The organism is Tetzosporium hominis, assembly GCF_002265435.1.
Lineage (GTDB): Bacteria > Bacillota > Bacilli > Bacillales_A > Planococcaceae > Chryseomicrobium > Chryseomicrobium hominis.
This window is the reverse complement of the sequence record NZ_NOKQ01000036.1, coordinates 1-238: the sequence shown is the minus strand read 5'-3', so window position 1 is coordinate 238 and position 238 is coordinate 1. Positions and strand designations below refer to the sequence as shown.

The window sequence follows — 238 nt, the reverse complement described above, 5'->3', positions numbered from 1 at the left end:
ATATCTTTTTTGTTTTATCAGGATATTTGATTACATCGATTATCCTGCCGGCGTATGGAAATGACATTTCCCTCACATTCCGCGATTTTTGGGTGCGCCGGATACGGCGGCTGCTTCCAGCGGCGACGCTCATGATTTTCGCAACCGTCATATGGGTCGCTTTGTTTAACAGAGAGCTGATGCATACCGTACGGGGAGATGCGATCTCCTCTCTTTTGTATGTCAGCAATTGGTGGTT

Annotated in this window: 1 pseudogene; it reads left to right on the top strand. The window is 47.1% G+C overall.

Features of this window, described 5'->3' with window-relative positions:
* Positions 1-238, top strand: a pseudogene (locus tag CF394_RS00110) (acyltransferase); the annotation flags it as partial.